Origin of the sequence: Pseudokordiimonas caeni, from assembly GCF_026719705.1 — a bacterium.
Lineage (GTDB): Bacteria > Pseudomonadota > Alphaproteobacteria > Sphingomonadales > Kordiimonadaceae > Gimibacter > Gimibacter caeni.
This window is the reverse complement of sequence record NZ_JAPPRR010000001.1, coordinates 1,162,342-1,187,781: the sequence shown is the minus strand read 5'-3', so window position 1 is coordinate 1,187,781 and position 25,440 is coordinate 1,162,342. Positions and strand designations below refer to the sequence as shown.

Below are 25,440 nucleotides of genomic sequence, written 5' to 3'. Positions count from 1 at the left end.
TGAGGGATCATGACGCGCTATATTTTCATCACGGGCGGGGTTGTCAGTTCGCTGGGGAAAGGCCTCCTGTCGGCATCGCTCGGGGCCCTGCTGCAGGCTCGTGGCTATTCGGTTCGCCTTCGCAAGTTTGATCCCTATCTGAACGTCGACCCGGGCACGATGAGCCCCTATCAGCACGGTGAAGTGTATGTGACCGACGACGGCGCCGAAACCGATCTCGACCTCGGCCATTATGAGCGCTTTACGGGCGTATCGAGCCGCCAGAGCGACAACATCACCTCGGGCCGCATCTATTCAAACATCATTCAGAAAGAGCGCCGGGGCGACTATCTTGGCGCCACCGTGCAGGTGATCCCGCACGTGACCGAGGCGATCAAGGAATTCGCGCTTGCTGAAACCGACGGCATCGATTTCATGCTATGCGAAATCGGCGGCACGGCCGGTGATATCGAAGCCATGCCCTTCATGGAAGCGATTCGCCAGCTTTCGATCGAGCTTGGCAAAGGCCGCTCGATCTTCGTACACCTCACGCTCGTGCCGTATCTCGCCGCAGCCGGCGAGCTGAAAACCAAGCCGACCCAGCACAGCGTGAAAGAGCTGCGCTCCATCGGTATCCAGCCGGATATCCTTGTGTGCCGCGCCGAGCATCCGATCCCCGATAGCGACCGCCGCAAGATGTCGCTCTTCTGCAATGTTCCCGCGAGCGCCGTGATCCCCGCGCTTGACGTGTCCAACATCTATGAAGTGCCGATCAGCTATCACCGCGAAGGGCTGGATGTGGAAGTGCTGAAGGCCTTTGGCCTCGCACATTCCGAAAAGCCGAACCTGTCGCGCTGGGAAGATATCGTCGACCGCGTGAAAAACCCGGAAGGCGAGGTCACCATCGCCGTTGTCGGCAAATATACCGGGCTCCTGGACGCCTACAAATCGCTCTCCGAGGCGATCGTTCATGGCGGTATTGCCAACCGCGTGAAGGTAAACATCGAGTGGATCGAATCCGAGATTTTCGAACAGCCCGACGCTGTCAGCCGGCTTGAAGACGTGGATGCGATCCTCGTGCCCGGGGGCTTCGGCAAACGCGGCACCGAAGGCAAGATCGCGGCCGCCCGTTTCGCGCGCGAGAACAAGATTCCCTATTTCGGTATCTGCCTCGGCATGCAGATGGCAACCATCGAAGCCGCCCGCAACATGGCGGGGATTGCCGAGGCAGGGTCGAGTGAGTTTGGCGAACCGAAAGAGCCGGTCGTCGGCCTCATCACCGAATGGGTGAAGGATGACGGCAGCGTTGAGAAGCGTACCGCCGAAACCGACCTTGGCGGCACAATGCGTCTTGGCGCTTATCCCGCCAAGCTGAAGCATAACTCCAAGGTCGCCGGCATTTACGGCACCACCGATATTTCGGAGCGTCACCGTCACCGCTACGAGGTGAACATCGGCTATGTGAAGCAGCTTGAGGAAGCGGGCGTCCTGTTTTCGGGCATGTCGCCGGACGGCGAACTGCCGGAAATCATGGAAATCGCCGATCATCCCTGGTTCATCGGTGTGCAGTTCCACCCGGAACTGAAATCCAAGCCCTTTGACCCGCATCCGCTGTTCGCAAGCTTCATCAAGGCTGCCGTCGAACAGAGCAGGCTCGTGTGATGAGCGGTATCCCTGCCTGCCCGAAATGCCAGTCGCCCTATGCCTATGAGGACGGCAGTCTGCTCATTTGCCCGGAATGCGGCCACGAGTGGACGCCAGGCAGTGAAGGTGCATCCGACGCTGCCAAGGAAGTGCGCGACGCCAACGGCAATGTGCTCGCTGACGGCGACACGGTAACCGTGATCAAGGACCTGAAGGTCAAGGGCTCGTCGCTCGTCGTCAAGGTCGGCACCAAGGTGAAGAATATCCGCCTTGTCGACGGCGATCATGATATCGACTGCAAGATTGACGGCATCGGCCAGATGGGCCTTAAGTCGGAATTCGTGAAAAAGATCTGAGGGCTCGGGGCAGGGCCTTCTTTGAGGAGAGGGCACCGCCATGACCAAAACAGTTCAAGGCCCTGATGGCCGTCCGCGCTGTGGCTGGTGCGCCGCTGCCCCCGAATTTTTCGACTATCACGACCGCGAGTGGGGCTTTCCGGTCGCGGACGATATCCGGCTTTTTGAAAAGCTCTGCCTTGAAAGCTTCCAGTCCGGCCTCAGCTGGCGGACGATCCTTGCCAAGCGCAAGAACTTCCGCGCGGCGTTCGCAGGCTTTGATTTCAACAAGGTCGCAACATTCGATGAAACCGACATTGAGCGGCTGCTTGCCGATGCCGGCATCGTGCGCCATCGGGGCAAGATCGAAGCGACGATCAATAACGCGAAACGTGCGCTCGAGATGGTTGCCAAAGAGGGCTCGATTGCAGCCTTCATCTGGCGGTTCGAGCAAGACCCCGCAACGCTTGGCGCGCCGCAAACGGCGTCCGTCACCGATGTTTCAAAGACCTTGTCGAAAGAGCTGAAGAAGCGGGGCTGGCAATTCGTCGGGCCTACGACCGTTTTCGCCTTCATGCAGGCGATGGGGCTCGTGAACGATCACGCCGAGGGATGCGCGATCCGCGCCGAGGTGGCCTCGGCGCGGCAGTCTTTCAGAAAGCCGGTCTGAACCGATCACTCTGCTTTCGCGGCATATTCGGCATTCTTTGCCTTCACGGCTGCGCGTACCTGTTCGAGCAATTTCGGCACATCGAACACGATGCCGTCCCGGATCGTGTAGCGGATGCCATTCGTGCGCACATTCTGCTTCGTTTCGAAATCATAATGCGGGAAGCCGGTACCATAGAGCTGCTTGAAGTTCGCCAGCGGGTTTTCCTTCACGAGCACAAGATCGGCCCGTTTGCCGACAGCAACGGTGCCATAGTCATCTTCCTTGCGGAGCAGTTCGGCGCCGCTCAGCGTGGCAGCACGTATTACCTCAAGCGGATGGAATCCTGCTTCCTGCAGCATCTCAAGCTCGCGCACATAGCCGAAACCATAGATGCTGTAGATGAAGCCGGTGTCCGGCCCAACGGTCACACGGCCGCCAGCATTCTTGAAGTCTCGCACGAACTGCATCCACAGCTCATAATTCTTGCGCCAGGCAATCTCGTCCGCTGTTGTCCAGTTGAAGAAGAAGGATCCGTGCGCCTCCGGGTTCGCCTCGAACGCCTTCAGGATATAGGGCATGCCATAATCCGGCAGCCACTCCTGCGTGCGGGCCCGCATCAGGTCGCGCGAGGCTTCATAGATCGAAAAGGTGGGATCGAGCGTTACATCCAGATCAACGAGTTCCCGGATCGTGCTGTTCCAACGTTCTGACCCCGGCTTTGCCGTTTGCTGCCACAGGCGCCCGGCCTGTCCGAAACGGTCTTGCTCGTTATTGTAATTATAGTCGTTCGGATAGTGCTGGACGGTGCGATCCTCGAACATGGCTTCGGGAAGGCCGTACCAGTGTTCGATGCTCTGCACGCCAAGGCGCGCGGAATCGAGGGCATTGTGCCGCGTCACTGACGTTTGCGAATGGTGGTAGGCCGAGCCCATGCCAAGCGCATTGATTTCCTTGATAGCGGCGGCAAATACCTTGGGATCGGCGCCGAGGAATTTCACGCCGTCGGCGCCGGTCTTGTGGACCGCCTTCACCCATTTGACGGCTTCTTCAGCCGTCGCGGTTTTGGCCGGGAACACGGCATAGGAAACAACCCGCGGCGCGGTGATCTTGCCTTCTTCGCTGAGCTTCTTGTGCTCTAGTGTCCATTTCAGGCCCATCATGGAGCCTACGTCGCGGATCGTGGTGATGCCGTGCGCCAGCATCAGCTTGAACACATAGCCGGGGTCAGTCAGTTCTCCGCCATAGATATGGTTCGGGGTGCCGATATGGTCGTGCGTATCGATGAAGCCGGGCAAGATATAGCCGCCTTCGCCGTCGATCACCCGAGCTGCTGACTTCGCCGCTGCGCCGCCCGATGCCTCGCCAATGCTGACGATCCTGTTGCCTTCAATCAGGATGGAATAGGGCCCCTGTGTGGGGGCGCCGGTACCATCGATGATATTCACATTGGTGATCAGCAGCTGCTGGTAGGGCCCCTGGGCTTCGGCACCTCGCGCGGGTGCCATGACAGGCGGCTTGGCGCCGGTTGCCAGGACACGGGCGATCACTTCCTCGCCGGGCTCGGCGGCATTGGCGAATGGCGCGATGACAGCCACTGCGAGCGCCGCCGACAGCAGCAATGTCTTTAACGATTTCATCTTGTTGACCCCCATGATCTGTTATTTTCCGTAACCCGCGATGACGGTCGCATAAATCTCGATCGCGTCCCACAGATTCTGGATCCGCATATTCTCGTTTTCGCCGTGCTGGTTATTGTCATGATTGGCGACCGGCAGGATGACAATCGGTGTAGTTGGCATGGCGGTCGAGAACATATGGATCGGCAAGCTGCCCCCCATCGTGGGCGTCAGCAGCGTCGCTTCACCGTCTATGCCATCCAGAAGCCCGATCAGCTTGCGGGTGGCAGGGCTATCAAGATCGGTGCGGAAGGCCGGATAGCCCGAACCCCATTGCACTTTGGCAACCTTGGCATGGGCGCGGCGCACATCAGCGGTCGGTTCTTCCTCCGTCAGGAAAAAGCCTTGGGCCCGAATGTGATTGTCAATCGCCTCGCGCACGCTTTCGGGCGTCTGGCCGGGCGCCAGCCGCAGGTTGATGGCCGCGGTAGCTCGCGGCACCACAGTGTTGCTTGCCCTGTCGCCGGTGCCGCCCGCGTTGAAGCCGGTTACGATCAGCGCGGGTTTCATGACGCTTTCCTCAACACGCTGGCCGTTGCCAAGCGTGCGGCCAAGCGCCAGATCGGCTTTAAGCTTCTCGTCAATATTTGGCATTGCGGCGATGGCAGCTTTCTCGGCTTTGGTGACCGGGCGAAGCCCCTTGTCGAGGCCTTTCACGGTCAGCGTGCCATCTTCCTTGCTCATGCTGGCCACAAGACGGGAAAGGTCGGAAATTGGACTTGGCGCCCAGCTGCCATAGTGCCCGCTATGCAGCGGCCGCTCAGCGCCGTAGGTCGTGATCTGCACTTCGGTGGTGCCACGCACGCCAAACACCAGCTGGCGTTGCCGGCTCTGATGCATCGGGCCATCGCAGAAAAGAAGGATATCGGCGGCAAGCTTGTCCTTATGGGCGGCAAGAACGGCTTCAAGCGTCGGGTTGCCTTGCTCTTCTTCGCCGTCCAGCAGCAGCTTGATATTGGCGCTTGGCGGGATACCGGCCTTGTCGAGCGCATCGAGGGCTGCCGCGACCGCAATGATCGGGGCCTTGTCATCGCCGGCGGAGCGGGCATAAAGCCGCCATTCGGGATCAATGGCGCCAGCGAGCGCCTCTTGCATATCCAGCGTCTTCGCACCGTTCACCACCATCCCGTCCCGCAGCGTTGGGGTGAAAGGCGGGCTCGCCCACTCTTCCTCCTGCACCGGCTGGCCATCGAAATGCGCGTAAATAAGCAGGGTCTTGGTCGCCCCCGGCACCTTGCGCTCGGCGATGATATAGGGCGCGCCACCGGCCGAGACCGTCTCGCTCGCGAAGCCGCGGCTGGCAAGATAGGCGGTGATCCATTCCGCGTTCACTTCCATGTCGGCCTTGTTGGTGGCGACGTTCGGCATCGACAGCAGCGACATGAAATCGCCGATGATCCGGGCTTCATTGGCCTGCCGGTAAGCGCGAGCCGCATCGGAGGCATCGTCGGCGTGCGCGAACGGTGCAAAGGCGAGGGCAGCGGCAGCAAAGGGAACAAGTTTCTTCATCAGTGATTCCTTAACTCAGGAAGGTGGGAACAGAGGCTTCAAGGATGGCACGGGCGTCGGTCCCCGCTGCCAGAACGCCGAAGGAGGCGGGTGTGGCGCGCGGCGCGAGGCGATTGGCGAGATAGCCTTCGGCAACTGGCGCCGGTGCGCGGTCCATCAGGATGGCGGCGGCAGCGAGAAGGGCAAGGCTTTCGGTGAGCCAGCGGCCATCCCGTTCGCCGAGCGAATGGCTGGCGATCCGGTCCTTCAGGCTGTCGAGAAGGGCATCATAATGGCGGTCCCGTCCTGCAGCGGCCTCAAGCACGACAAGGGTTGCGGCCACTGCATCGGGTTCTCGCGTCATCACGCGGAACACATCAAGGCACATCACGCTGCCAGTACCTTCCCAGATGGAATTGACCGGCAGTTCGCGGTAGATGCGGGCATTGATCCCGTCTTCCAAATAGCCGTTGCCCCCAAGGCATTCCATGGCTTCATAACCAAGGGATGGGCCGCGTTTGGTGATCCAGTATTTGGCAACGGGCGTCATCAGGCGGGCAAAGGCCTGCTCGGCATCATTGTCATGCCGCTCGAAGGCGCCGGCTAACCGCAGGGCCAGATGGGTTGCAGCATCGACCTCAAGCGCGAGGTCGGCAAGCACGCCGGTCATCATCGGCTGGTCAACCAACCGTTTCTGGAACACTTGCCGGTGCACCGCATGGTGAATGGCGCGCGAGAATGCCTGCCGCATCAGCCCGGCCGAGCCGAGCGCGCAATCGAGCCGCGTATAATGCGCCATCGTCATGATATTGCGGATGCCACGGCCTTCCTCGCCGATCAGATAAGCTTCTGCATCATGAAATTCGACCTCCGACGACGCATTCGATTTGTTGCCGAGCTTGTTTTTCAACCGCTGGAAGCGCAGGCCATTCAGACTGCCATCCGCCCGGAAGCGCGGCATCAGGAACACAGAGAGGCCGCCTTCGGCCTGCGCCAGCACCAGAAAGGCATCGCACATGGGGGCAGACATGAACCATTTGTGCCCGGTGACGAGATAGGGCTCACCCGGCCCGCGTGCGCCTGAGGGCCTTGCAACGCTTGTATTAGCGCGCACATCGGTGCCGCCCTGCTTTTCGGTCATGCCCATGCCGATGGTCGCACCCGATTTCTCGGCCATTGGCTTCAGCGCAGGGTCATAGGACGGCGACAATATCTTCGGTAGCCATGTCGCAGCCAGCGAAGGCTCCTGCGCGATGGCCGGGATGGCGGCATGCGTCATGGTGATCGGGCAGATGTGGCCGGCTTCCACCTGGCTCATCATATAATGCCGGGCTGCCCGTGCTACACCCACGCCCGGCGCCTTGGGGCGTGCGTCAGTCGCAAGACCATCGAAAGCACCGCAATGGATATGCTCACGCTTCGAAATGCTCATGAAGCGATGATAGCTCGGGTGAAATTCCACCATATCCTGCCGGTAACCACGGGAATCGTGCACTTTCAGTTCGGGCAGGAAGCGATTGGCACGCTCGCCTTCATCAAAGAGCTCAGCCCGACCGAGTTCTGCTCCAAACGCTGTCAGCCGGTCATCTGCCCAATCAGCATCTTCCGCCTTCACCGCAGCCATCAGGGCGGCGTCGCTGGTGTATAGATTGACGCCGTCATATAGTGGGGCCTGGTTGAAGACCTCGTGCGTTTCAAATGCGCTTCCCAGAGCCATGACGGCATCCCCCTGATCATCCCCGAATTCCCGGAAGCGAGGCTAGGGGAGGGACCTGTCCCTGTCAAATGCTGCAACGGTTGCGCCTTCCCTGTTGCGAAGCACAAGGCTTTGTGGCTATGACTTGCGCGGACCTTTCCCCAATTCTCACTTGAGGACACTCCCATGAGCGCCATTATCGATATCCTCGGCCGCGAAATTCTCGACAGCCGCGGCAACCCCACCGTTGAAGTTGATGTCCTGCTGGAAGACGGCTCGTTCGGCCGCGCCGCTGTGCCCTCGGGCGCATCGACCGGTGCCCACGAAGCCGTTGAACTGCGCGACGGCGAAGGCCGCTATCGCGGCAAGGGCGTCCTCAAGGCCGTTGAATCGGTGAACGGCGAGATTTTCGACGCGCTCGTCGGCCTCGATAGCGAAGACCAGATCGCGATTGACGAGATCATGCGCGAAGTGGACGGCACCGAGAACAAGAGCCGCCTTGGCGCCAACGCCATCCTTGGTGTGTCGCTCGCCGTTGCCAAGGCCTCGGCCGAAAGCTGCGGCCTGCCGCTTTACCGTTATCTCGGCGGCCCGTCGGCCCATATCCTGCCCGTGCCGATGATGAATATCATCAATGGCGGCGAGCATGCCGATAACCCGATCGACGTGCAGGAATTCATGATCATGCCGGTGAATGCCGACAGCTGCACAGACGCCATCCGCATCGGCGCCGAGATTTTCCATGAACTGAAATCGAAGCTGAAAGCCGCCGGCCACAACACCGCCGTTGGCGATGAAGGCGGCTTTGCGCCGAACCTGAATGGCACAAACGATGCACTCGACTTCATCCTGAAGGCCATCGAAAGCGCCGGTTACAAGCCGGGCGAGGACATCTATCTCGCCCTTGACGCTGCCTCGACCGAGTTTTTCAAGGACGGTAAATATGTCCTCAAGGGCGAGGGCAAGACGCTCGATAGCGCTGGCATGGTCGATTACTGGGCGAACCTCGTTGCCAATTATCCGATCATCTCGATCGAGGACGGCATGGCCGAGGACGACTGGGCAGGCTGGAAACTGCTGACCGACAAGATTGGCTCCAAATGCCAGCTCGTCGGCGATGACCTGTTTGTGACCAACCCTGCACGTCTCGCCGATGGCATCGAGCAGGGCGTTGCCAACTCGATCCTCGTGAAGGTCAACCAGATCGGCACGCTGACCGAAACCTTCCAGGCCGTCGAGATGGCACACCGCGCGCGCTATACCTCGGTGATGTCGCACCGCTCGGGCGAGACCGAAGATTCAACGATTGCCGACCTCGCGGTCGCCAAGAACTGCGGCCAGATCAAGACCGGGTCGCTGGCCCGTTCTGACCGGCTTGCCAAATACAATCAGCTGATCCGCATCGAGGAACAACTCGGCGGTCAGGCGATTTACGCTGGCCGTTCGATCCTGCGCCGCTGATCCGATCACAATCTGTCGGCGCCGCGCGGGTCACCCCTTGCGGCGCCGAATCTCTTGTGCGATGCTCGTTTCATGAGAAAAGTTGCGTCATTGCCGAAGCTTCTGGGACAGTCATGGATCACCATGGTCTGGCTGTTTCTCATTGCCTATTTCGGCTTCCATGCCTTTCAGGGCGACGCAAGCCTTTCGGCCCTTCGTGCACTTGATGTTCGCGCTGTCGAACTGCAGGCGATGGCCGCTGACGTCCGTGCCCGGCGGGTCCATATGGAAGACCGCATCGAAGCCTTCAACAACCAGTCGCTCGATCCCGACCTCCTTGAGGAGGAAGTGCGAGACCGCCTCGGCTTCGCCAATCCCGACGAACTGGTCATCCTGACCCGCTGATTACTATTAACATAAATTCAGTTAATAGATTATTTTCGTTATAAAACAGTAAGTTAGTCTGTATTGCCAATTGCCGTCTTTAGGGTTAAAGATGGTGACGAGGGAATGGGGTGCCTTGTGCCATCTGCGCGGGGCGCCAATACGATACATTGCCGAACCTCTCCAACGTCTCACAGATTCAGAGGCTCAAATGAACGCGTCCACATCTTCCAACAAGTCCGCAGGGCGGGGCCGTCGCGCTTCCAAGCCCGCCGTTTACGAAGCCTCTCCCGAGGAACTCCTGAAATTCTATCGTGACATGCTGCTCGTCCGCCGCTTTGAGGAAAAAGCCGGCCAGATGTATGGCATGGGCCTGATTGGTGGCTTCTGCCACCTCTATATCGGGCAGGAAGCCGTTTGTGTGGGCGTTCAGTCAGCGCTCAAGGATGGCGATGCCGTCATCACCGGCTACCGCGAGCACGGCCACATGATGGCCGCAGGCTGCGACCCCAAGGGCGTGATGGCTGAACTGACCGGTCGTTCCGGCGGTTGCTCGCGCGGCAAGGGCGGCTCGATGCACATGTTCGACCCCGCCAAGGGCTTCTATGGCGGCCACGGGATCGTGGGCGCGCAGGTCTCGCTGGGCACCGGCCTCGCATTCGCGGCCAAATACAAGAAGACCGACAATGTGGCTGTGGCATATTTCGGTGACGGTGCTGCGAACCAGGGCCAGGTATACGAGAGCTTCAACATGGCGCGTCTCTGGAACCTACCGGTCATCTATCTGATCGAGAACAACCAGTATGCCATGGGCACCTCGGTCGCCCGCGCAAGCTCGGAGATCGAGCTTTATCGCCGCGGCGAAAGCTTCAAGATCCCCGGCAAACAGGTTGACGGCATGAATGTGCTCGCGGTTCGCGCCGCGATGGACGAAGCCGTGGCGCATTGCCGCGCCGGCAAAGGCCCGATGATCCTTGAGATGAAAACCTACCGTTACCGTGGTCACTCCATGTCCGACCCCGCGAAATATCGCACCAAGGACGAAGTGCAGAAGATGCGCGCCGAGCGTGACCCGATCGAACAGCTGCGCGAGCTTCTCCTTGATGGCGGCCACACCGACGAGGCAGCCCTGAAGGAAATGGACAAAGAGGTGAAAGCGCTGGTGGCCGATGCCGCCGCCTTCGCCACCGAGAGCCCCGAGCCCGACGCGGCCGAGCTTTACACCGACGTACTCGCCTGAGGAATCAGACATCATGGCTATTGAAATCACGATGCCGGCACTGTCGCCGACCATGGAAAAAGGCACCCTTGCCAAATGGCTGGTCAAGGAAGGCGATACGATCAAATCGGGCGATGTGATCGCCGAGATCGAAACCGACAAGGCGACGATGGAAGTCGAAGCCGTTGACGAAGGCACAGTTGCCAAAATCCTTGTTGCCGAAGGCAGCGAAGATGTGGCTGTCGGCACCCCGATTGTCGTGATCGCCGAGGAAGGCGAAGACGCGTCGGACGTCAAGCCGGCTGCTGCGCCTGCACCGGCCGCGGCCCCCGCGCCGAAGAAGGAAGAAGTGTTCGAGGACACGCCGAAGGCGCCGGTCACCAGCGTTGCCGTGGCCGATCCCGCCATTCCGGCCGGCACCAAGATGGTATCAACGACGGTGCGTGAAGCGCTCCGCGATGCCATGGCCGAGGAAATGCGCAAGGACGCCAATGTCTTCGTGATGGGCGAGGAAGTGGCCGAATATCAGGGCGCCTACAAGGTGACCCAGGGCCTCCTGCAAGAATTCGGGCCGGACCGCGTGATCGATACCCCGATCACCGAGCATGGCTTTGCGGGCCTCGGCTCGGGTGCAGCCTTCGCCGGCCTGAAGCCGGTCATCGAATTCATGACCTTCAACTTCGCGATGCAGGCCATCGACCATATCATCAACTCGTCCGCCAAGACGCGTTATATGTCGGGCGGTCTGGTATCCAGCCCCATCGTCTTCCGCGGCCCCAACGGTGCAGCAGCACGTGTCGGCGCCCAGCATAGCCAGAACTATGCGTCCTGGTATGCCCACGTGCCCGGCCTGATCGTCATCGCACCTTATGATGCCGCTGACGCCAAAGGCCTGCTGAAAGCCGCGATCCGCAACCCGAACCCGGTTGTATTCCTTGAAAACGAGCTTCTTTACGGCGAAAGCTTCGACGTGCCGGACCTTGACGATTATGTCCTGCCGATCGGCAAGGCGCGCGTCTGCCGTGAAGGCACCGATGTGACCATCGTTTCCTACTCGATAGCCGTCGGTGAATCGCTTAAAGCTGCCGACAAGCTCGCTGAAGAGGGCATCTCGGCCGAGGTCATTGACCTGCGCACCATTCGTCCGCTCGATATCGATACGGTGATCGAAAGCGTGAAGAAAACCAACCGCTGCGTGGTGGCCGAAGAAGGATGGCCGACCTGTTCGGTATCGTCCGAAGTGTCGGCGCAGCTGATGGAAAAAGCCTTCGACTGGCTGGACGCACCGGTAACGCGCGCCACCAACGTCGATGTGCCGCTGCCTTACGCCAACAATCTCGAGAAGCTGGCGCTTCTGAATGCCGGCGACATCGTGAAAGCGGCGAAAGCCGTCTGCTACAAAGACTGATCCGGACGGAGTTACAAACATGGCTATCGAAATCTTCATGCCCGCCCTGTCTCCGACCATGGAGAAAGGCACGCTCGCCAAATGGCTCGTCAAGGAAGGCGATACGGTTTCCTCGGGCGATGTGATCGCCGAGATTGAAACCGACAAGGCGACGATGGAAGTTGAAAGCATCGATGACGGCGTGGTCGCCAAGATCCTCGTCGCTGAAGGTGCGGAAGATGTACCAGTCGGTCAGATCATCGCCGTGCTGGCGGAAGAGGGCGAGGACGTCAGCGCCGCGACCGCTGGTGCCGGTGCTGCCGCGCCGAAAGCACCCGAGGCGCCGAAAGCCGAAGCGCCGAAGGCTGAATCTGCCCCGACACCGGCTGCCGCCCCCACACCTGCCGCAACGCCGGTGAAACATGACGGTGACCGTGTATTCGCGTCGCCGCTCGCCCGTCGTATCGCCAGCCAGGCTGGTGTTGATATCGGTGCGATTGCGGGCTCCGGCCCCAAAGGTCGTGTCGTGAAGGCCGATGTCGAAGCCGCGATGGCAGGCGGTACTGCCGCGAAGGCTGCGGCCCCGGCACCTGCCGTAGCGCCCGCCGCCGGCGCACCCGCCGTTGGCTCCGCACCGGTTTATGGGCCGCATGACGGCATCCCGTATCATGAAGAAAAGCTTTCGGGCATGCGCAAGACCATCGCGCGCCGCCTGACGGAATCGAAGCAGCATGTGCCGCACTTCTACCTGACCATCGACTGCGAGCTCGACAAGCTTCTGAAACTGCGCGGCGAGCTCAATAAGAAGCTCGATGGCACCGGCACCAAGCTGTCGGTCAATGACTTCATCATCCGCGCCTCGGCGCTGGCGCTGAAGAAAGTACCAGCGGCGAATGTCCAGTTCGCTGGCGACAAGATGTACTGGTACGAACGCGCTGACATTTCGGTCGCGGTTGCCATCGAAGGCGGCCTTGTGACCCCGGTGGTGCGCGGCGCGGACGGCAAAGGCCTCGCCGACATCTCGAACGAGGTGAAGGAACTGGCGGGCAAGGCGAAGGACGGCAAACTGATGCCGGAAGATTATGCCGGCGGCACCTTCTCGATTTCCAACCTCGGCATGTACGGGATCAAGGAATTCGGCGCTGTTGTAAACCCGCCGCAAGGCGCGATCCTCGCGGTCGGTGCGGGCGAACAGCGCCCGGTCGTGAAGGATGGTGCGCTTGCCGTTGCCACGGTCATGAGCGTGACGCTGTCCTGCGATCACCGCGCCATTGATGGTGCCGTGGGGGCCGAGTTCCTCGCCGCCTTCAAGGTGCTGATCGAAGACCCGGTAACGATGCTGCTGTAAGGAGGGCGAACCCATGAGCGACACTTACGATCTCGTCGTCGTCGGCGGCGGCCCTGGCGGTTACGTTGCAGCCATCCGTGCCTCGCAGCTTGGCCTGAAGGTCGCGTGCGTGGAGCGCGAGCATCTGGGCGGCATCTGCCTCAACTGGGGCTGTATCCCGACCAAGGCCCTTTTGCGCACGGCGGAAGTTTATCACCTGATGAAACATGCCAAGGATTTTGGCCTGAAGGCGGATGGCATCGGTTTCGATATCGAGGCAATCGTCAAACGCAGCCGCGGCATTGCCAATCAGCTGTCGTCGGGCATCAAGCACCTGTTCAAGAAGAACAAGGTTGCCCATATCGAGGGCGAAGCCGCGATTGCCGGCAAAGGCAGCCTTTCTGTGAAGGGCAAAGACGGCAAGACGACGACGGTTTCGGCCAAGAATATCATGATCGCAACCGGTGCCCGGGCGCGTGAGCTGCCGCATCTGAAGGCAGATGGTGAACTTGTCTGGACCTACAAGCATGCCATGACCCCGAAGACCATGCCGAAATCGCTGCTGGTGATCGGTTCGGGCGCCATCGGGATCGAGTTCGCTAGCTTCTACCGCGAAATGGGTGCCGAGGTCACAGTTGTCGAGATGATGGACCGTGTGCTTCCTGTGGAAGACCATGAGGTTTCCGCTTTCGCAGCCCAAAGCTTCAAGAAGCAGGGCATGAAGCTGATGACATCGGCAAGCGTGACCGAGCTCAAGAAGGGCAAGGACAGCGTCACCTGCGTGGTGGACGAGAAGGGCAAGAAGACGGAGATCACCGTCGACCGCGTCATCCTCGCTATCGGCATCGCCGGCAACACCGAAGGTATCGGACTTGAAAAAGTCGGCATCAAAACCGACCGTGGCCATATCGTCACCGACGAATGGGGCTTCACCGGCGTTGAAGGCTTCTGGGCCATCGGCGACGTGACCGGCGCCCCGTGGCTCGCGCACAAGGCCAGCCACGAAGGCGTGATCGCGGTTGAGAAGATTGCGGGCGTCAAAGGCCTGCATCCGATGGACAAGAGCAATATTCCGGGCTGCACCTATTGCCGCCCGCAAGTGGCGTCCGTCGGCCTCACCGAGGAAAAGGCCAAGGCTGCGGGCTATGAGCTCAAGATCGGCAAGTTTCCCTTCATCGGCAACGGCAAGGCGATTGCGCTGGGCGAGGCCGACGGCTTCATCAAAACAATCTTCGATGCCAAGACGGGTGAACTGCTGGGAGCCCACATGGTGGGCGCCGAGGTGACCGAACTGATCCAGGGCTATGTGGTTGCCCGCACGCTGGAGACGACGGAAGCCGAGCTGATGCATACGGTCTTCCCGCACCCGACCCTTTCGGAAATGATGCACGAATCCGTGCTCGACGCCTATGGCAGGGCGCTGCACTTCTGAGTGAGCGCAGCCCCGCCGTCATTGACTTGGCGACGGGCGAGGCGCATATGACGCCTGAATGGCGGGGCCCCACGAGGCCCGCCCAACTCGATCCTGATATCGGATGTGTGTTACCATCCGGCGGAAAGACGATATGAACAAGCCAGAAGACAAGCAGACCTTCCAGCGCAAGCCAGACTGGATTCGCGTCAAGGCACCGACATCGAAGGGCTACAATGAAACGCGCAAACTGATGCGCGACCTGAAGCTCCATACGGTGTGCGAGGAAGCTGCGTGCCCCAACATCGGCACCTGCTGGCAGCAGAAGCACGCCACGGTGATGATCCTTGGTGATACCTGCACCCGCGCCTGCGCCTTCTGCAATGTGAAAACCGGCCGCCCGATGGCGGTTGATCCGCTTGAGCCCGTCCGCACGGCCGAAGCCTGCGCCGAGATGGGCCTGAAGCATATCGTGATTACGTCCGTCGACCGCGACGATCTCGATGACGGCGGCGCCCAGCAGTTCGTGCGCGTGATCGAGGAACTTCGGAAACGCAGCCCGCAAACGACCATCGAAATCCTGACGCCCGACTTCCGCAACAAGCCCGGCGCGCTGGAGCGCGTGATCGCGGCCAAGCCCGATGTGTTCAACCACAATCTCGAAACCGTGCCTCGGCTTTACACCCGCATCCGACCCGGCGCGCGCTATTATCATTCGCTGAAGCTTCTGGACACCGTGAAGCGTGTCGATCCTTCGATCTTCACAAAGTCCGGCATTATGGTCGGCCTTGGAGAGGACAAGGTTGAAGTCGCAACGGTGATGGATGACATGCGCTCCGCCGATATCGACTTCATTACCATCGGCCAGTATCTGCAGCCGACCCCGCGCCATGCCAAGCTTGAACGATTTGTGACGCCCGAGGAATTCAAGACCTATGAGCGCCTCGCGCGCGGCAAGGGCTTCCTGATGGTGTCGGCGACCCCGCTGACCCGTTCTAGCTATCTTGCCGGCGACGATTTCGAACGCCTTCGTGCGGCGCGCGAAAAGCAGCTTGCGGCCAAGGGATAGTCCTTCCCGTGCCGCGTTACGAGGACATTAAGCGCCTGCCATACACGACGGACGAACTGTTCGCCGTGGTGATCGATGTGGCGCGCTATCACGAATTTCTGCCTTGGTGTCTGGCCTCGCGCGTGTTCAACCGCAAAGACACCCAGTTCGATGCCGACCTCGTGATCGGTTTCAAGATGTTCCGCGAGAAGTTCACCTCGCGCGTCTCCTTCAAGCACGGCGAGCGCATCGATATCGACTATATCAAGGGCCCCATGAAGCGGCTCTATAACCATTGGCGCTTCCTGCCTGACCCGGACTATCCGGATAAGGCGACACTCATCGATTTCGAAGTGGACTTCGAATTCAAAAGCAAGCTTCTGGAAAAGATGATCGGCCCCGTGTTCACCGAAGCCACGCACCGGATGATCAGATCCTTCGAGGAGCGCGCCGTCGCCGTTTATGGCGCGCGAGACCTGCCTTAGGCGATAGCCGCCGTCAGCGCTTCAAGCGCCTTCCTCACAGTTTCAGTGCGGATGCCGTCCCGCCCGATATCGCCAAACAACATCTTGAAGGCTTCAGGCGCCTGTCCCTGAACGGCAATGCCGAACCAGACAAGTCCGACGGGCTTTTCTTCAGAACCACCGCCTGGGCCGGCGACACCGGTGACCGCCACGGCGGCATCAGCCATCGAATGGGCGAGGGCGCCGTAAGCCATTTCCTTGGCAACGGCCTCGGAGACGGCCCCGAAACGTGCAAGGCTCTCTGCGCTCACCCCCAGCATCTGTTGTTTCGCTTCATTGGAATAAGTGATGAAGCCCCGATCCACGACGTCCGACGATCCCGCTATTGATGTCAGCGCACCGCCAATCAGCCCGCCCGTGCAGGATTCCGCCGTTGCGAGCTTCATGCCTTGCGCGCGGGCAAGGGCGAGCAATCGTTCGGCTTTGGCGGTGATGTCTGCATCGAAAGGCATTTCACATATCCACAAAGGGCAGGGCGACAAGTACGATCAGGGCGAGCCACACGGTCTCGGCAAGCATCAGCAGCACGGGCTTCAGGCCAACGTCAGTCAGCTTGCGCATGTCGGTTTTCAATCCTATTGCCGCGATGGCGACAAGAAGGCAAAGGCGCGACAGCGTGCCCATCGTCTCCGTCACCACAGCCGGAATGCTGATCAGGCTATTGATGGCCACAATCGCCACAAAGGCAACCAGAAAGGGGGGCAGCAGCGTGGGGGATGCGCCATCGCCAGCCGCAATACCACTGCGGCGGAAGCTCATCACCGTCAGCATCACAACGGGCACAAGGAAGGCGACCCGCATCAGCTTGGTCAGCGTGGCAATGTCTCCCGCTTCAGTTGAAAGGCTGTAACCGGCCCCCACCACCTGCGCCACATCATGGATTGTGGCACCAAGGAAAATGCCGGCCTGATGGGCATCGAGCCCGAGGCTTGAAGCAATCAGCGGGTAAAGGATCATGGCGGCCGTTGAAAGCGAAGTGATGCCGATCACGGTGAAGGCCGTATCGCGCTCGCTGTTCTCACCCTTTGGGAGCACGGAAGACAGGGCGAGGGCAGCAGACGCGCCGCAAATGGCGACAGCCCCACCCGTCAAAAGCCCGAAACGGCGCCTCTGGCCAAAAAGACGTGCCACCAGCACACCGAAGCCAATGGTCAGCCCGATGGCCACCGCAATCATCAGGACAGGCTTCCAGCCCACCGCCATCACATCCTGCCAGGCGATGCGGAACCCGAGGAGCGCGACGCCGACCCGGAGGATTGTCGATCCTGCCGTCATCAGCCCCGGCATCGTGCGTTCCTGCTCGCTCAGGAAGGAAAGCGCCATACCAAGGAGCAAGGCAAACAGCATGGCGGGTGCGCCGTAATGTTCTGACAGGAACGAGGCGGCAAGCCCCACGGTGCCGGCAACAGCTAGTCCCGGAAAAAGCTTTTTCAGTGAAACGAGGTTCGCCACTTCGCTTCCTTTATGATCGTTACATCCCAAGATAGGGGTTTACGATAGAAAGCACGATCGCCGCAAGGATGCCGGCCACTATGTCGTCCGCCATCACGCCGAACCCGCCATGCACATGCCGGTCGATCCAGCTAATCGGCCAAGGCTTCCAGATATCGAAAAGGCGGAACAAAAGAAAAGCCGCCGCCGCTTCCTGCCATGTGAGGCCCATTGCCATCACTGGCAACAGGGCGACCCAGATGCCTGCCACTTCATCGATCACGATCTCGGGCGCATCATGAATGCCTGTTTTTGCCTCGATGACATTGATCGCCTTTGATCCGGCAAGGGTCATGGCCGCGATGAAGCCGACGAGTTGCGCTGCGTCGATCCCGGTCGAGATCAGCAGGACACCCGCAATGAGCCCCGCAAGGCTACCCCATGTGCCGGGCGCGGGTTTCAGGAGGCCGGAACCGAGGAACGTGGCGATCCAGAAAGCGATACTTTTGTAGCGCCCCTCCCATGCCCCCAGACTTTGCTTCATTTTGCTTCCTTTCAAGGCAGGCGAAGGGTCGCCACGGCCTGCGCCGCGATGCCTTCGCCCCGCCCGGTGAAGCCCAGCTTTTCAGTCGTTGTCGCCTGGATGCTGACGCGGTCCATGGCAATCTGCAACAGGTCGGCCACACGTTTCTGCATCGCGGCTTTCCAGGGCATCAGTTTCGGTGCTTCGCAGATGATGGTGACACCCACATTGGCGATCAAGCCTCCGCGCGCCAACACGCGGTCGCGGGCAAAGGTCAGGAAGGTATCGGACGACACCCCTTTCCATTTGGCTTCGGTCGGCGGGAAATGAAAGCCGATGTCCCCGTCCGCGAGGGCCATCAGGATCGCGTCGGTCAGCGCATGCAGGCCGACATCGGCATCCGAATGGCCTTTCAGTTTCTGCGCGAAAGGCACCTTGACGCCGCAAAGCCACACATGATCGCCGGGTTCAAACCGGTGAACATCGAAACCCGTGCCGGTACGCACGTCCGCAAGCGCACTGATGATCTGCTTCTCGGCGAGCATGAAATCCTCCGCGAGGGTCAGTTTGATATTGGTGGTGTCACCCTGCGAGATGGCAACAGGGTGCCCGGCGCGTTCCATGACTGTCGCGTCGTCGCTCAGGTCCTCACCCGCAACGGCCTGATGGGCGGCCAAAAGGTCGGCAAAAGCGAAGCCTTGCGGGGTTTGTACCCGGTAAAGGCCGCTGCGATCCACGGGTGCGGTGACACCTGACGCATCGCGGCGGATGCTATCGACAATCGCCACACCCGGCACCACGGCTTTCGCACCGTTTTGAAGCGCCGTTAGCACGCTGTTTACAAGCGCACTGGTAACAAAGGGCCGGGCGGCATCATGGACAAGCACTATCGTTGGTGATGCGGCCTCAATGGCAGCAAGCCCTGCGAGCACACTCGCTTGCCGGGTGGCACCACCGGGCACCGGCGCAAGAACACCATCGATCCCGTCGCTGGCAGATGCAAAAAGCGCTGCGTCTTCGGGATGGATAACCGGCTGGATCGGCGCCAGGGGCAGGGCAGCCCGGAGCGCCTTCAGGGTGCGGCTCACGACCGGCTCGCCGGCAAGCAGGCGATACTGTTTAGGCAGGCCTTCGCCCGCGCGCTGACCACGACCGGCGCACACAAGAACGATTGCAGGTTGGTCCGCAATCAAAGGCTGGCAATCCATCAATGTTTCTGGCATAAGGTTGCCCAAATTTTAGGCACTGAATCGTATGAGTGAAAGAATGGCATTGAAGCCTATTAACATCGGCCCGCTCGAAATCAAAGAGCCCGTGATTCTGGCCCCCATGTCGGGCGTGACCGACCTGCCGTTCCGCCGGCAGGTCAAAGCCTTTGGCGCGGGTCTTGTGGTCTCGGAAATGATCGCCTCGGAAGCGATGATCCGCTCCACCACAAAGTCGATCAAGCAGGCCGAAATCGGCGCTGAGGAATTCCCGATTTCGGTGCAGCTGGCCGGCTGCGAAGGTGTCCGCATGGCGGAAGCTGCGCGCCTCAATGAAGATGGCGGGGCCGCCATCATCGATATCAACATGGGCTGCCCCGTGAAAAAGGTGGTGAACGGCCACGCGGGTTCGGCGCTGATGCGCGATCTGGACCATGCCGGTTCGCTCATTGAAGCCACCGTCAATGCCGTCAAGCTGCCGGTGACGCTGAAAATGCGCCTTGGCTGGGATGATAACAGCCTGAACGCGCCGGAGCTTGCCAAAATCGCCGAACAGCTTGGCATCAAGATGATCACCGTGCATGGCCGCACGCGCTGCCAGATGTATCGCGGCAGCGCCGACTGGAAAAAGGTCGCCCGTGTAAAACAAGCCGTGAATGTACCGGTGATCGTGAACGGCGATATCAATACGTTCGAGGATATCGATCAGGCACTGGCGGACAGCGGCGCCGACGGCGTGATGATCGGGCGTGGCACCTACGGTCGCCCGTGGTTCATTGCCCAGGCCATGCATTATATCCGCACGGGCGAACGCCTGCCGGACCCGGACCTTGAAACCCAGTTCAATGCTATCATGGAACATTATGACGCCATGCTTGTGCACTATGGCACGCAGGGCGGGGTGCGCATGGCGCGCAAGCATCTCGGCTGGTATACCAAGGGCCTGCGCGACAGCGCCGAGTTCCGCAACGGGATGAACCAGATGGATGACCCCGACGAGGTCCGCGCGGCGCTCAGGGAATTCTACCTGCCCCTTTGCGACCAGATGGCGGCCTGATGGTGTTGGCGCAGCCAGGCAACAGACCCGGTCATTCTTTCGATGTCTGTTCGGACATCCGGGCATTGCCTGACGATATCCTCGCCAATCTTGTCCAATCTGTTGTATTGGTGGGCGCCGGAGGCCTTATCGAGGAAGTCTATGGCGCCACCGAACAATTGTTCGGCCGTAGCCGCGAAGGGCTGATCGGATCGCCTGTTGCCGAACTGCGCGGTATCGGCGATGCGGCGCACGATCTGATCGGCCGCTCCATCAGCGATGACGTGCCCCTCAACAGCTACGACGTGGCCTGCCGTCCGCCGCTTGGCGATATCGAACTGATGGACATGCATGCCCATCCGTTTGACGACGCGGGCAGGGTGCTTCTCACCATGCAGCCGCGGCGCATTACCGCCTTCCTTGAAAAGCGGGATGATATGGAAGCGGCGGCCCGGTCGGTGTCCGGTCTTGCCTCCATGCTCGCACACGAGATCCGCAACCCGCTTTCCGGTATCCGGGGCGCGGCGCAGCTTATCGGCCGCTCGACCGACCAGAAGAATATCCGCCTGACCGAGCTGATCTGCCGCGAAGTGGATCGTATCAAGGGCCTCGTTGACCAGCTGGAGCATTTCTCCATGCCGGTAACGACCGGGTTCGAGCCTGTGAATATCCACGAAGTGCTGGACCATGTGCTGAGCCTCGCCCAGGCCGGCTTTGGCGAGCACGCGAGCATCCGCCCGCGCTTCGATCCATCCTTGCCGCCCGTGAACGGCGACAGGGACAGGCTGACCCAGATCTTCATCAATCTTATCAAGAACGCCGTAGAAGCTGCTGGTTCAGAAGCAGATATTACAGTTCAAACCAGCTACAAACACGGCATCTGGCTCACCAATGCCGAAGGCCACCGCGTTCGCCTGCCGATCGAGATCATCGTTCGCGATAACGGCCCCGGCATCCCGGAAACGCTGCGCGCCCATATTTTTGATCCCTTCGTCAGTGGCCGCGAGGGTGGCACCGGCCTCGGCCTTGCGCTGGTTGCGCGCTATGTGTCCGAAATGGGCGGCACGGTGACATGCGAAAATCATCCCGAAGGCGGCGCCGTCTTCCGCGTGCAGTTACCCCTTTATGAGGATCAGCCAAAATGAGTGGATCGAAGCCCAGCATCATTGTTGCCGACGATGACCTCGCCATCCGCATGGTGGTCAGCGAAGCCTGCCGGCAGGAAGGCTGGCTGGTGCTGGAAGCCGACGACGCGCCGGAACTGGAACGCATGGTGCGGGCAGGCCAGGGCGACCTCGTGATTTCCGATGTGCTGATGCCGAACGGCAACGGGCTTGAACTTCTGCCCAAGCTGAAAGCCATGCGGCCGGACTTGCCGGTGGTGGTGATGAGCGCCCAGAACACGCTCGCGACCGCTATGAAAGCCTCGCGCGCCGGTGCCTATGAATATCTGCCGAAGCCCTTCGATATCGATGAACTCATCGGCGTAGCGAAGAAGGTGCTCAAGGTTTCGGCACGACCCAAAAGCGCGGTGCAGGGCGGCGATGACGACAGCCCGCTCATCGGGCGCTCGGTCGCCATGCAGGAAATCTACCGCGCGATGGCGCGCGTGGTGCAAACGGACCTTACCGTCCTGATTGTGGGCGAAAGCGGCACGGGCAAGGAACTGGTGGCCAAGGCGCTGCACGAAAACGGCCCGCGCCGGGAAAACCCGTTTGTGCCCGTCAACATGGCGGCGATCCCGAAGGAACTGATCGAGAGCGAGCTGTTCGGCCATGAACGGGGTGCCTTCACGGGGGCCGAAACCCGCACGCTCGGTCGCTTTGCACAAGCCAAGGGCGGCACGCTGTTTTTGGACGAAATCGGCGACATGCCGCTTCTTGCCCAGACCCGGCTCCTCCGCGTCCTGCAGGAAGGCGAATATCGCACGGTTGGCGGACAGACGCTTCATCGCACCAATGTGCGGATCATCGCCGCCACCAACAAGGACCTGCGCACCCTGGTCCGCCAGGGCGAATTCCGGGAGGACCTTTATTTCCGGCTGAATGTGGTGCCCCTGACGCTGCCGCCGCTGCGGTCGCGCAAGGAAGACATTCCCGATCTCGCCGATCATTTCCTGCGCAAGGCAGCCGCTGCCGGCTTGCCGCAGAAGGAACTGACGGACGGTGCCAAACGCGCCCTGATGTCGTTCGACTGGCCAGGCAACGTGCGCGAGCTTGAAAACCTGCTGCACCGGATCTGCGCCCTTTACGCCGAAGACCGAATCACCGGCGACGTAATCAAGACGGAGCTTGACCGCTCGACCTCCGAACTGTCAGGTGCGCCGCTCAGCATGCTCGCAGAAGTCACGGGCGGGAACCTGTCGCAAACGATCCGCGCCCATCTTGACCAGTATTTCGATCATCATGAGGACGGCTTGCCGCCGCCGGGCCTTTACCAGCGCCTGCTGCGTGAGGTCGAACGACCGCTGATCCAGAAGGTTCTTGCTGTCACCGGCGGCAACCAGGTGAAAACGGCCGAGCTTCTCGGGCTCAACCGGAACACCCTGCGCAAGAAAATCCGCGAGCTCGATATCCATTTGCCAGCCCGCCCTGCCTGATGGCACTAAATCTCGATCCACGAGTGTGATAATTCTGGAACATCCGTGTCTTTCGTGCATCATGTGCCGTGATGGAACCGAATTCGCCTGATGCTGCCGGCCCGCGCAAGCCCCGGCAAAAAAAAGACCTGATGGACCTCTCGCCGAAGCTGCCGAGCCGGCGAGTGGCGCGGTTGCTTTTATGGTCACGCCGGGTGAATTTCGGCGGCAGGCTGGAGATCGCTCTTTCGGTTCTCGCCGTTATCGCCGCTGTCGTCACCTATGTCGCCATGAGCCGGAAGGGCACGCCGCTAGAGGCCACGAGCGGTCGCACCATGACGGTGCTTCTCTATGTAAACCTCGCGCTCCTCTTGGCCCTCGGCGCTTCCATCGGGCGCTGGTTCGTGCGCTTCTGGCTGGCCCGCAAGGCCAATGCAGCAGGCTCGAAACTGCATACCCGCATGATCGGCTTTTTCATGGGCATCGCGATCGTGCCGCCGATCATCATGGCTGTTTTCTCCAGCCTGTTCCTCGAATTCGGCATCCAGACCTGGTTCAGCGAAAAAGTTCGCTCCACGCTCAACAACTCGCTCGAGGTTGCCGAAACCTACCTCGTGGAGCACCGCTCCACGATCGAGAAGGACATGCTGGCCATCGCGCTTGCCTTCAACCGCCTGTCGCCCAGCCAGCAATTCGACCAGTCGACGCTGCAGCGTGTGGCGGACACGGCGCTTTCGACGCGGCTTCTTTCCGAGGTGATGCTGATCGAAGACCGGGACGGGCAGGGCTCGGTGCTGGCGCGCGCAACCGCCGGCTTCGATTTCCGCACACATCGCTTTGAGGTCGAGATGGTTAACCGCGTGCGTGAGGGCGAGGCCTTCATCGCCTCGAACGCGGCCGACAACACCATTATCGGCATGATCCGGCTGTCATCCTTCCTGCGGCCCACCTATCTCTATGTATCGCGCGACCTGAACCCGCAGGTGGTGGGGTATCTTGAAGCCACCCGTAACGCGGTGGCTGATTATGACAATCTCGAAGGCCGCCGCAGTACGGTGCAATTGCAGTTCAGTGTGGTTTTCATCATCGTATCGCTCCTCATCCTGCTTGCTGCCATCTGGATCGGCCTGTGGTTTTCCGGCCGCCTGTTCAATCCACTCTCGGAACTCGTGGATGCGGCCGAAAGAGTGGGCGCGGGTGACCTGACGGCCAGGGTGCGCAGTGTGACAACTGGAGACGAGGTCGGCACCCTGTCGCGCACCTTCAACCGCATGACAGACCAGCTTGCCCGCCATCAGGCGGATCTCATCACCGCCAACCGCGAACTTGATGATCGTCGCCGCTTCCTGGAGGAAGTGCTGGCGGGCGTATCGGCCGGAGTGATCGGCCTGGACAGCGAGCGGCGCATCTTCCTGCCGAACAAGTCAGCGGCGGCCCTCTTGGGCGTCGAGATTGATGTCATGCTCGGACGAAAGCTCGACGAGGCATTCCCGGCTTTTGCCGCCCTTCTCGACCAGACGGTTGAAGGCAAAAGCGACACCGTACAGGGTCAGGTGCAGATCGATGTGGGGGAAAGCAAACGCACGCTCCTTGCCCGCGTGTCGGTGGACCGCACCAGCGAAGGCGCACCCGTTGGCGGCTTCGTTGTCACCTTCGACGACCTGACCGAACAACTTGCCGACCAGCGCACGGCGGCATGGGCCGATGTGGCGCGACGGATCGCGCACGAAATCAAGAATCCGCTGACTCCGATCCAGCTTTCCGCCGAACGGTTGAAGCGCAAGTACCTGAAGGAAATCACCACCGACCCCACGGTTTTCAGCCAGTGCACGGATACGATCATCCGGCAGGTGGGGGACCTGAGGCGCATGGTCGATGAATTCTCGTCCTTCGCCCGCATGCCCGCCCCGCTTTTCAAGGAAACGGATATTGTGGACGTGGTCCGTCAGGCCGTGTTCCTGCAGAATGTGTCATGGCCGCAGGTGAGTTTCGTTGCGAATCTACCGGACGAACCGCTTGTCATCGATTGCGACGGGCGGCTGCTGGGGCAGGCTTTCACCAATCTTCTGAAGAATGCGGCAGAATCGATCGAAAGCCGGATCGAACGCGACCGGGCATCGGGGAGCGATACGCTGGAGCCCGGGCAGGTGCATGTCAGCATCAACGCCTCGGGCGACCTGATCGAAATTCTGGTGACCGACAACGGCATGGGCCTGCCACAGGACCAGAAAGACCGGTTGATGGAACCCTATGTGACAACGCGGGTGAAAGGTACGGGGCTCGGCCTCGCCATCGTTCGCCGCATTGTCGAGGAACATGGCGGCACCGTCCGCATTGCCGACCAACGCCCGCTTGGTGCCGTCGCGACAGTCAGCCTGTCGCGTGCGGCCCTCAGAAAGCGGCTGGACCGGCAGGGCGGACACGAGGAAGCCGCCGAATGAGACTGAACTGAGGAGA

The 25,440-nt window shown here is 60.6% G+C and carries 22 protein-coding genes; 15 read left to right on the top strand and 7 right to left on the bottom strand.

Annotated features, from left to right (window positions below; translation table 11 throughout):
* The first annotated feature begins 9 nt into the window (after nt 1-9).
* The 3 genes from pyrG to OU694_RS05395 are packed head-to-tail and all read left to right on the top strand — an operon-like array spanning nt 10 to nt 2,628.
* Entirely contained in the window at nt 10-1,641 is a 1,632-nt protein-coding gene (pyrG, locus tag OU694_RS05405; protein WP_308909960.1) for a CTP synthase, read from the top strand.
* Nucleotides 1,641-1,979, top strand: coding sequence for a zinc ribbon domain-containing protein YjdM (locus OU694_RS05400; RefSeq protein WP_308909959.1), 339 nt, complete (start codon nt 1,641-1,643; stop codon nt 1,977-1,979). The genes pyrG and OU694_RS05400 overlap by 1 nt, the downstream gene beginning before the upstream one ends.
* A gap of 40 nt (nt 1,980-2,019) precedes the next feature.
* On the top strand, nt 2,020-2,628 hold the full coding sequence (locus OU694_RS05395) for a DNA-3-methyladenine glycosylase I (RefSeq protein ID WP_308909958.1): 609 nt from the start codon (nt 2,020-2,022) through the stop codon (nt 2,626-2,628).
* A 5-nt stretch (nt 2,629-2,633) separates the two neighbouring features.
* Here the strand turns inward: OU694_RS05395 and OU694_RS05390 are convergent, their stop codons facing one another.
* From OU694_RS05390 to OU694_RS05380, 3 genes are read right to left on the bottom strand one after another with little or no spacing between them, the layout of a single operon-like run.
* Nucleotides 2,634-4,247 (bottom strand): amidohydrolase family protein, encoded by a 1,614-nt coding sequence (locus OU694_RS05390; RefSeq protein WP_308909957.1) that lies wholly within the window; start codon nt 4,245-4,247, stop codon nt 2,634-2,636.
* A gap of 21 nt (nt 4,248-4,268) precedes the next feature.
* Entirely contained in the window at nt 4,269-5,795 is a 1,527-nt protein-coding gene (locus OU694_RS05385; RefSeq protein WP_308909956.1) for a M20/M25/M40 family metallo-hydrolase, read from the bottom strand.
* 10 nt (nt 5,796-5,805) lie between these two features.
* Complete coding sequence (locus OU694_RS05380; RefSeq protein ID WP_308909955.1) at nt 5,806-7,491, bottom strand: isovaleryl-CoA dehydrogenase; 1,686 nt, start codon at nt 7,489-7,491, stop codon at nt 5,806-5,808.
* A gap of 165 nt (nt 7,492-7,656) precedes the next feature.
* Between OU694_RS05380 and eno the strand changes: the two genes are divergently transcribed.
* The 8 genes from eno (at nt 7,657) to OU694_RS05340 (ending at nt 16,171) form a co-directional block, all read left to right on the top strand.
* Nucleotides 7,657-8,931, top strand: coding sequence for a phosphopyruvate hydratase (gene eno, locus OU694_RS05375; RefSeq protein WP_308909954.1), 1,275 nt, complete (start codon nt 7,657-7,659; stop codon nt 8,929-8,931).
* 72 nt (nt 8,932-9,003) lie between these two features.
* Nucleotides 9,004-9,315, top strand: coding sequence for an FtsB family cell division protein (locus OU694_RS05370; RefSeq protein WP_308909953.1), 312 nt, complete (start codon nt 9,004-9,006; stop codon nt 9,313-9,315).
* A gap of 190 nt (nt 9,316-9,505) precedes the next feature.
* Nucleotides 9,506-10,534 (top strand): pyruvate dehydrogenase (acetyl-transferring) E1 component subunit alpha, encoded by a 1,029-nt coding sequence (pdhA, locus tag OU694_RS05365; RefSeq protein WP_308909952.1) that lies wholly within the window; start codon nt 9,506-9,508, stop codon nt 10,532-10,534.
* Between the two features lie 13 nt (nt 10,535-10,547).
* A complete protein-coding gene (locus OU694_RS05360) occupies nt 10,548-11,921 on the top strand; it encodes a pyruvate dehydrogenase complex E1 component subunit beta (RefSeq protein ID WP_308909951.1) in 1,374 nt (457 codons plus the stop codon).
* Nucleotides 11,922-11,940: 19 nt separating this feature from the next.
* Nucleotides 11,941-13,248 (top strand): pyruvate dehydrogenase complex dihydrolipoamide acetyltransferase, encoded by a 1,308-nt coding sequence (locus tag OU694_RS05355; RefSeq protein ID WP_308909950.1) that lies wholly within the window; start codon nt 11,941-11,943, stop codon nt 13,246-13,248.
* 13 nt (nt 13,249-13,261) lie between these two features.
* A complete protein-coding gene (lpdA, locus tag OU694_RS05350; RefSeq protein ID WP_308909949.1) occupies nt 13,262-14,659 on the top strand; it encodes a dihydrolipoyl dehydrogenase in 1,398 nt (465 codons plus the stop codon).
* A 133-nt stretch (nt 14,660-14,792) separates the two neighbouring features.
* Complete coding sequence (gene lipA / locus OU694_RS05345) at nt 14,793-15,707, top strand: lipoyl synthase (RefSeq protein ID WP_308909948.1); 915 nt, start codon at nt 14,793-14,795, stop codon at nt 15,705-15,707.
* A gap of 8 nt (nt 15,708-15,715) precedes the next feature.
* Nucleotides 15,716-16,171: a type II toxin-antitoxin system RatA family toxin gene (locus OU694_RS05340; RefSeq protein ID WP_308909947.1), complete on the top strand. Its 456-nt coding sequence runs from the start codon at nt 15,716-15,718 to the stop codon at nt 16,169-16,171.
* Here the strand turns inward: OU694_RS05340 and OU694_RS05335 are convergent.
* Genes OU694_RS05335 through OU694_RS05320 form a run of 4 tightly spaced genes read right to left on the bottom strand, consistent with a single transcriptional unit; the run spans nt 16,168 to nt 19,354 of the window.
* Nucleotides 16,168-16,662, bottom strand: a complete 495-nt coding sequence (locus OU694_RS05335) for a CinA family protein (protein WP_308909946.1) — start codon at nt 16,660-16,662, stop codon at nt 16,168-16,170. The two genes, OU694_RS05340 and OU694_RS05335, sit on opposite strands and share 4 nt — an antisense overlap.
* A gap of 1 nt (nt 16,663) precedes the next feature.
* The gene (locus tag OU694_RS05330) at nt 16,664-17,662 is read right to left on the bottom strand and encodes a YeiH family protein (protein ID WP_308909945.1); all 999 of its coding nucleotides are present in this window, start codon (nt 17,660-17,662) and stop codon (nt 16,664-16,666) included.
* A gap of 19 nt (nt 17,663-17,681) precedes the next feature.
* A complete protein-coding gene (locus tag OU694_RS05325) occupies nt 17,682-18,185 on the bottom strand; it encodes a phosphatidylglycerophosphatase A family protein (protein ID WP_308909944.1) in 504 nt (167 codons plus the stop codon).
* 11 nt (nt 18,186-18,196) lie between these two features.
* Nucleotides 18,197-19,354 carry a bifunctional 2-C-methyl-D-erythritol 4-phosphate cytidylyltransferase/2-C-methyl-D-erythritol 2,4-cyclodiphosphate synthase gene (locus tag OU694_RS05320; RefSeq protein WP_373460256.1) on the bottom strand — a complete coding sequence of 386 codons (1,158 nt, stop codon included), beginning with the start codon at nt 19,352-19,354 and terminating at the stop codon, nt 18,197-18,199.
* A 76-nt stretch (nt 19,355-19,430) separates the two neighbouring features.
* Here OU694_RS05320 and dusB point away from each other — a divergent pair, with 76 nt between their 5' ends.
* The 4 genes from dusB (at nt 19,431) to OU694_RS05300 (ending at nt 25,424) form a co-directional block, all read left to right on the top strand.
* Nucleotides 19,431-20,426 (top strand): tRNA dihydrouridine synthase DusB, encoded by a 996-nt coding sequence (gene dusB, locus OU694_RS05315; protein WP_308909942.1) that lies wholly within the window; start codon nt 19,431-19,433, stop codon nt 20,424-20,426.
* A 65-nt stretch (nt 20,427-20,491) separates the two neighbouring features.
* On the top strand, nt 20,492-21,550 hold the full coding sequence (locus OU694_RS05310; RefSeq protein WP_308909941.1) for a two-component system sensor histidine kinase NtrB: 1,059 nt from the start codon (nt 20,492-20,494) through the stop codon (nt 21,548-21,550).
* A complete protein-coding gene (gene ntrC / locus OU694_RS05305; RefSeq protein WP_308909940.1) occupies nt 21,547-23,004 on the top strand; it encodes a nitrogen regulation protein NR(I) in 1,458 nt (485 codons plus the stop codon). The genes OU694_RS05310 and ntrC overlap by 4 nt, the downstream gene beginning before the upstream one ends.
* 71 nt (nt 23,005-23,075) lie before the next feature.
* Nucleotides 23,076-25,424: a sensor histidine kinase NtrY-like gene (locus OU694_RS05300; RefSeq protein ID WP_308909939.1), complete on the top strand. Its 2,349-nt coding sequence runs from the start codon at nt 23,076-23,078 to the stop codon at nt 25,422-25,424.
* The last annotated feature ends 16 nt before the right edge of the window (nt 25,425-25,440 follow it).

What these genes read in the sequence shown, in the direction of transcription:
- lpdA (WP_308909949.1), top strand. Translation starts at nt 13,262, where the DNA reads ATGAGCGACACTTACGATCTCGTCGTCGTCGGCGGCGGCCCTGGCGGT.
- OU694_RS05335 (WP_308909946.1), bottom strand. Translation starts at nt 16,662, where the DNA reads ATGCCTTTCGATGCAGACATCACCGCCAAAGCCGAACGATTGCTCGCC.
- OU694_RS05380 (WP_308909955.1), bottom strand. Translation starts at nt 7,491, where the DNA reads ATGGCTCTGGGAAGCGCATTTGAAACGCACGAGGTCTTCAACCAGGCC.
- ntrC (WP_308909940.1), top strand. Translation starts at nt 21,547, where the DNA reads ATGAGTGGATCGAAGCCCAGCATCATTGTTGCCGACGATGACCTCGCC.
- OU694_RS05400 (WP_308909959.1), top strand. Translation starts at nt 1,641, where the DNA reads ATGAGCGGTATCCCTGCCTGCCCGAAATGCCAGTCGCCCTATGCCTAT.
- OU694_RS05355 (WP_308909950.1), top strand. Translation starts at nt 11,941, where the DNA reads ATGGCTATCGAAATCTTCATGCCCGCCCTGTCTCCGACCATGGAGAAA.
- dusB (WP_308909942.1), top strand. Translation starts at nt 19,431, where the DNA reads ATGGCATTGAAGCCTATTAACATCGGCCCGCTCGAAATCAAAGAGCCC.
- OU694_RS05360 (WP_308909951.1), top strand. Translation starts at nt 10,548, where the DNA reads ATGGCTATTGAAATCACGATGCCGGCACTGTCGCCGACCATGGAAAAA.
- OU694_RS05370 (WP_308909953.1), top strand. Translation starts at nt 9,004, where the DNA reads ATGAGAAAAGTTGCGTCATTGCCGAAGCTTCTGGGACAGTCATGGATC.
- lipA (WP_308909948.1), top strand. Translation starts at nt 14,793, where the DNA reads ATGAACAAGCCAGAAGACAAGCAGACCTTCCAGCGCAAGCCAGACTGG.
- OU694_RS05385 (WP_308909956.1), bottom strand. Translation starts at nt 5,795, where the DNA reads ATGAAGAAACTTGTTCCCTTTGCTGCCGCTGCCCTCGCCTTTGCACCG.
- OU694_RS05395 (WP_308909958.1), top strand. Translation starts at nt 2,020, where the DNA reads ATGACCAAAACAGTTCAAGGCCCTGATGGCCGTCCGCGCTGTGGCTGG.
- pdhA (WP_308909952.1), top strand. Translation starts at nt 9,506, where the DNA reads ATGAACGCGTCCACATCTTCCAACAAGTCCGCAGGGCGGGGCCGTCGC.
- OU694_RS05325 (WP_308909944.1), bottom strand. Translation starts at nt 18,185, where the DNA reads ATGAAGCAAAGTCTGGGGGCATGGGAGGGGCGCTACAAAAGTATCGCT.
- pyrG (WP_308909960.1), top strand. Translation starts at nt 10, where the DNA reads ATGACGCGCTATATTTTCATCACGGGCGGGGTTGTCAGTTCGCTGGGG.
- OU694_RS05390 (WP_308909957.1), bottom strand. Translation starts at nt 4,247, where the DNA reads ATGAAATCGTTAAAGACATTGCTGCTGTCGGCGGCGCTCGCAGTGGCT.
- eno (WP_308909954.1), top strand. Translation starts at nt 7,657, where the DNA reads ATGAGCGCCATTATCGATATCCTCGGCCGCGAAATTCTCGACAGCCGC.
- OU694_RS05300 (WP_308909939.1), top strand. Translation starts at nt 23,076, where the DNA reads ATGGAACCGAATTCGCCTGATGCTGCCGGCCCGCGCAAGCCCCGGCAA.